We start from the raw sequence: 4,408 nt of genomic DNA on the forward strand, positions 1-4,408 counted from the left end.
ATAGATAAAAAACGAACCTTTTTCTTATAAATGACTTTCTTAAAGAGAAAATTTAGAAAGTATGGTATAATATTAGCAATAAAAGGAATCTGGAGGATCAGAATCATGGTATCAACGAAAACACAAATTGCTGGTTTTGAGTTTGACAATTGCTTGATGAATGCAGCAGGTGTGGCTTGTATGACGATAGCAGAGTTAGAGGGCGTTAAAAACTCAGCGGCAGGAACCTTTGTCACAAAGACAGCGACCTTGGACTTTCGTCAGGGAAATCCTGAGCCACGCTATCAAGATGTTCCACTTGGTTCTATCAACTCTATGGGCTTGCCAAATAATGGCTTAGACTATTATCTGGACTACCTTTTGGATCTGCAGGAAAAAGAGCCGAATCGAACTTTCTTTTTATCTCTAGTCGGCATGTCTCCAGATGAAACCCATACTATCTTGAAAAAAGTCCAAGAGAGTGAGTTTCGTGGTCTGACTGAGCTAAACCTCTCCTGTCCAAATGTTCCAGGTAAACCTCAGATTGCCTATGATTTTGAGACAACAGACCGGATTTTGACAGAAGTATTTGCCTACTTCACCAAACCTCTTGGAATTAAATTGCCACCATATTTTGATATTGTTCACTTTGACCAAGCGGCAGCTATTTTCAACAAGTATCCGCTCAAGTTTGTCAACTGTGTGAACTCTATCGGAAATGGCCTATATATAGAAGATGAGTCTGTTGTTATTCGACCAAAGAATGGTTTCGGTGGCATTGGTGGCGAGTATATCAAACCAACTGCTTTAGCTAATGTTCACGCCTTCTACCAACGTCTTAATCCTCAAATCCAAATCATCGGAACAGGTGGCGTTTTGACTGGTCGTGATGCCTTTGAACACATCCTCTGTGGTGCCAGTATGGTACAGGTGGGAACCACCCTTCACAAAGAAGGCGTCGGTGCTTTCGAACGTATTACCAATGAACTGAAAGCAATCATGGCGGAAAAAGGGTACGAGAGCCTAGAAGATTTCCGTGGGAAATTGCGCTATATCGATTAAATTCATTAAAAAATCAGAAGAAAGGAGAGAAGATGCTAGCCATTGAAGAAAGTCAGAAATTGACTTTATCAAATTTACCTAGCTTGAGCCTATTTACAGGGACAGACCAGGGTCAGTTTGAAGTGATGAAGAGTCAAGTATTGAAACAGATTGGCTATGATTCTGCCGACCTAAACTTTGCCTACTTTGATATGAAAGAAGTAGTTTACAAGGATGTGGAACTGGAGTTGGTCAGTCTTCCTTTCTTTGCGGATGAAAAAATCGTGATATTAGACCATTTTGTCGATATCACAACAGCTAAGAAACGCTTTTTGACAGATGATGAGCTCAAGTCATTTGAGGAATACCTTGACAATCCTTCACCAACAACCAAGTTGCTAATCTTTGCAGAAGGAAAAATGGATAGCAAAAGACGGTTGGTTAAATTACTTAAGCGTGATGCCAAGGTTTTTGATGCAGTAGAAGCAAAAGAACAAGAATTGCGCCAGTATTTCCAAAAGTGGAGCCAGAAACAAGGTCTGCAGTTTGCCAATCATTCTTTTGAAAATCTCCTCATCAAGTCTGGTTTTCAATTTAGCGAAATCCAGAAAAATCTCCTCTTTTTACAGTCCTATAAGGAAGACTCTGTTATCGAGGAAGAGGATATTGTTAACGCAATTCCCAAGACCTTACAGGATAATATTTTTGATTTAACTCAGTTTATTCTGACTAAAAAGATGGACCAGGCGCGAGATTTGGTTAAAGACTTGACCTTGCAGGGTGAAGATGAAATCAAACTGATTGCAGTCATGCTAGGACAATTTCGGACTTTTACTCAGGTGAAAATTTTGGCGGAGTCTGGGCAAACAGAATCGCAGATAGCAAGTAGTTTAGGCAGTTTTCTCGGACGTAATCCAAATCCCTATCAAATCAAATTTGCGCTGAGAGATTCACGAGGACTTTCCTTGAGCTTTTTGAAGCAAGCTATTTCCTATTTGATTGAGACAGACTATCAGATTAAGACAGGTCTTTATGAAAAAGGTTTCCTTTTTGAAAAGGCACTCCTACAGATTGCTAGTCAGGTAAATTGAAATTATTTTTGAAACTATAACCCGTGTCAAGATTATTATTTTGTCATGGGTTTCTTGCTAATTTGCTTGTTTTATACTCAAGGAAAATCAAAGAGCAAACTAGGAAACTAGCCGCAGGTTGCTCAAAGCACTGCTTTGAGGTTGTAGATAAGACTGACGAAGTCAGCTCAAAACATGTTTTTGAGGTTGCGGATGAAACTGACGAAGTCAGCTCAAAGCACTGCTTTGAGGTTGTAGATAAGACTGACGAAGTCAGTAACATATATCTACGGCAAGGCGACGTTGACGCGGTTTGAAGAGATTTTCGAAGAGTATTATTCGAAAATCTCTCAGTGATTTCTTCATCTATTATAAGCAAAAAACTTGAAAAAAGTGAATGTTTGCGTTATCATTTTCATATAGAAAGAAAAAGAGGTATTAAAGATGGCTATTATCTTACCAGATCTTCCATATGCATACGACGCTTTGGAACCATACATCGATGCGGAAACAATGCACTTGCACCATGACAAACACCATCAAACTTATGTCAACAATGCCAATGCAGCTCTTGAAAAACACCCTGAAATCGGTGAAGATCTTGAAGCCTTGCTTGCTGATGTAGAATCTATTCCAGCCGATATCCGTCAAGCGCTTATTAACAATGGTGGTGGACACTTGAACCACGCTCTTTTCTGGGAATTGATGACTCCCGAGAAAACAGCTCCTTCAGCAGAACTTGCAGCAGATATCGATGCAACATTTGGTTCATTTGAAGAATTCCAAGCAGCCTTCACTGCAGCAGCAACAACTCGTTTCGGTTCTGGCTGGGCATGGTTGGTTGTCAACAAAGAAGGGAAGCTTGAAGTGACTTCAACAGCAAACCAAGACACACCAATCTCAGAAGGCAAAAAACCAATCTTGGGCTTGGACGTTTGGGAACATGCTTACTACGTGAAATACCGCAACGTGCGTCCTGACTACATCAAAGCTTTCTTCTCAGTGATTAACTGGAATAAAGTAGATGAATTGTACGCAGCTGCTAAATAATGATAGTTGGAGGGAAGAATTGTTCTTCTCTTTTTAAGGTTATATTATTTTGGTCTGACAAAATCGTCAGACTTTTTTCATTTTTATGAGAAACGTGCTAACTGCTAGAAATTATGGTAGAATAAAGTATTAAGTAATCGTGAAAAAAGGATATCTATGCGAAAAGAAATTGCACCTGAATTATACAACTATAACAAGTTTCCTGGTCCTGAGTTCCATTTACACGGGGACAAGGTCGAAACGGAAGGGATAGTTTTTTCCTTGGTGGAAAACATCAAGGATGCCTTTGATGTGACGGCTTTTAATCAGCGTTTTTCAGAAGTCTTAACCAAGTTTGATTATATCGTAGGAGATTGGAGCAACGAACAGCTTCGCTTACGAGGTTTTTACAAGGATGACCGAACAGAAGAAAAACTTGAAAAGATCAGTCGTTTACAAGACTACCTTTTAGAGTATTGTAGTTATGGTTGTGCCTATTTTGTCTTAGAAAATGAAGCCCCTAAGCGAGCATCATTTGACAAGAAAATGCGTAAGAAGGAAGAAGACCAGACTTCTAAAAAAGGGAAGAAACCGGCTCAAACCAAACGAAAACCGAATGCAGATAAGAAAAATAGACGTCGTCAGAAGGACCAGCATTCTCAGAAAGAGGATAAGGGGCAACGCCATTTTGTCATTCGTCAGAAGTGAGTAGAGAATAAGGAGTAGAAATGAAACCGTCAATTTATAGTTTAACACGTCAAACCATGCAGGAATGGGTTTTGGAGCAGGGAGAGAAGAAATTCCGTGCAGATCAAATTTGGGAATGGCTTTACCGTAAACGTGTCCAGTCATTTGAAGAGATGACCAACCTTTCCAAGGATTTGATTGCTAAGCTCAATGACCAGTTTGTGGTCAATCCCTTGAAACAACGTATAGTGCAAGAGTCTGCTGATGGTACTGTCAAATATCTCTTTGAGTTGCCTGATGGTATGTTGATTGAGACAGTACTGATGCGTCAGCACTACGGTTTATCTGTCTGTGTGACGACTCAGGTTGGCTGTAATATCGGTTGTACCTTCTGTGCCTCTGGTTTGATTAAGAAACAACGTGACCTCAATAACGGTGAAATCGTAGCGCAAATCATGCTGGTTCAGAAATACTTTGATGAGCGTGGTCAGGATGAACGCGTCAGCCATATCGTTGTCATGGGAATCGGTGAGCCCTTTGATAACTATAACAATGTCTTGAATTTCGTTCGTACTATCAATGATGACAAGGGAATGGCTATC

General features: G+C 40.1%; 5 protein-coding genes and 1 pseudogene. All 6 read left to right on the forward strand.

Going from position 1 to position 4,408, the window contains the following annotated elements; genetic code table 11:
• Window positions 1-105 precede the first annotated feature (105 nt).
• Window positions 106-1,041, forward strand: a complete 936-nt coding sequence (locus SMIDD26_RS02665; protein ID WP_061438826.1) for a dihydroorotate oxidase — start codon at window positions 106-108, stop codon at window positions 1,039-1,041.
• Window positions 1,042-1,073: 32 nt separating this feature from the next.
• The gene (gene holA / locus SMIDD26_RS02670) at window positions 1,074-2,111 is read left to right on the forward strand and encodes a DNA polymerase III subunit delta (RefSeq protein WP_061438827.1); all 1,038 of its coding nucleotides are present in this window, start codon (window positions 1,074-1,076) and stop codon (window positions 2,109-2,111) included.
• A 23-nt stretch (window positions 2,112-2,134) separates the two neighbouring features.
• Complete coding sequence (locus tag SMIDD26_RS12165) at window positions 2,135-2,407, forward strand: hypothetical protein (RefSeq protein ID WP_167747451.1); 273 nt, start codon at window positions 2,135-2,137, stop codon at window positions 2,405-2,407.
• 127 nt (window positions 2,408-2,534) lie between these two features.
• Entirely contained in the window at window positions 2,535-3,140 is a 606-nt protein-coding gene (gene sodA / locus SMIDD26_RS02680; RefSeq protein ID WP_061438828.1) for a superoxide dismutase SodA, read from the forward strand.
• Between the two features lie 156 nt (window positions 3,141-3,296).
• Window positions 3,297-3,827 (forward strand): YutD family protein, encoded by a 531-nt coding sequence (locus tag SMIDD26_RS02685; protein WP_061438829.1) that lies wholly within the window; start codon window positions 3,297-3,299, stop codon window positions 3,825-3,827.
• A gap of 20 nt (window positions 3,828-3,847) precedes the next feature.
• Window positions 3,848-4,408, forward strand: a pseudogene (locus tag SMIDD26_RS02690) (23S rRNA (adenine(2503)-C(2))-methyltransferase RlmN); the annotation flags it as partial.

The sequence above is a fragment of the Streptococcus mitis genome (assembly GCF_001579035.1).
Classification (GTDB): Bacteria; Bacillota; Bacilli; order Lactobacillales; family Streptococcaceae; genus Streptococcus; species Streptococcus mitis_J.

Excerpts from the sequence above, each read along its gene's own strand:
- SMIDD26_RS02665 (WP_061438826.1), top strand. The coding sequence starts at position 106 with ATGGTATCAACGAAAACACAAATTGCTGGTTTTGAGTTTGACAATTGC.
- sodA (WP_061438828.1), top strand. The coding sequence starts at position 2,535 with ATGGCTATTATCTTACCAGATCTTCCATATGCATACGACGCTTTGGAA.
- holA (WP_061438827.1), top strand. The coding sequence starts at position 1,074 with ATGCTAGCCATTGAAGAAAGTCAGAAATTGACTTTATCAAATTTACCT.
- SMIDD26_RS02685 (WP_061438829.1), top strand. The coding sequence starts at position 3,297 with ATGCGAAAAGAAATTGCACCTGAATTATACAACTATAACAAGTTTCCT.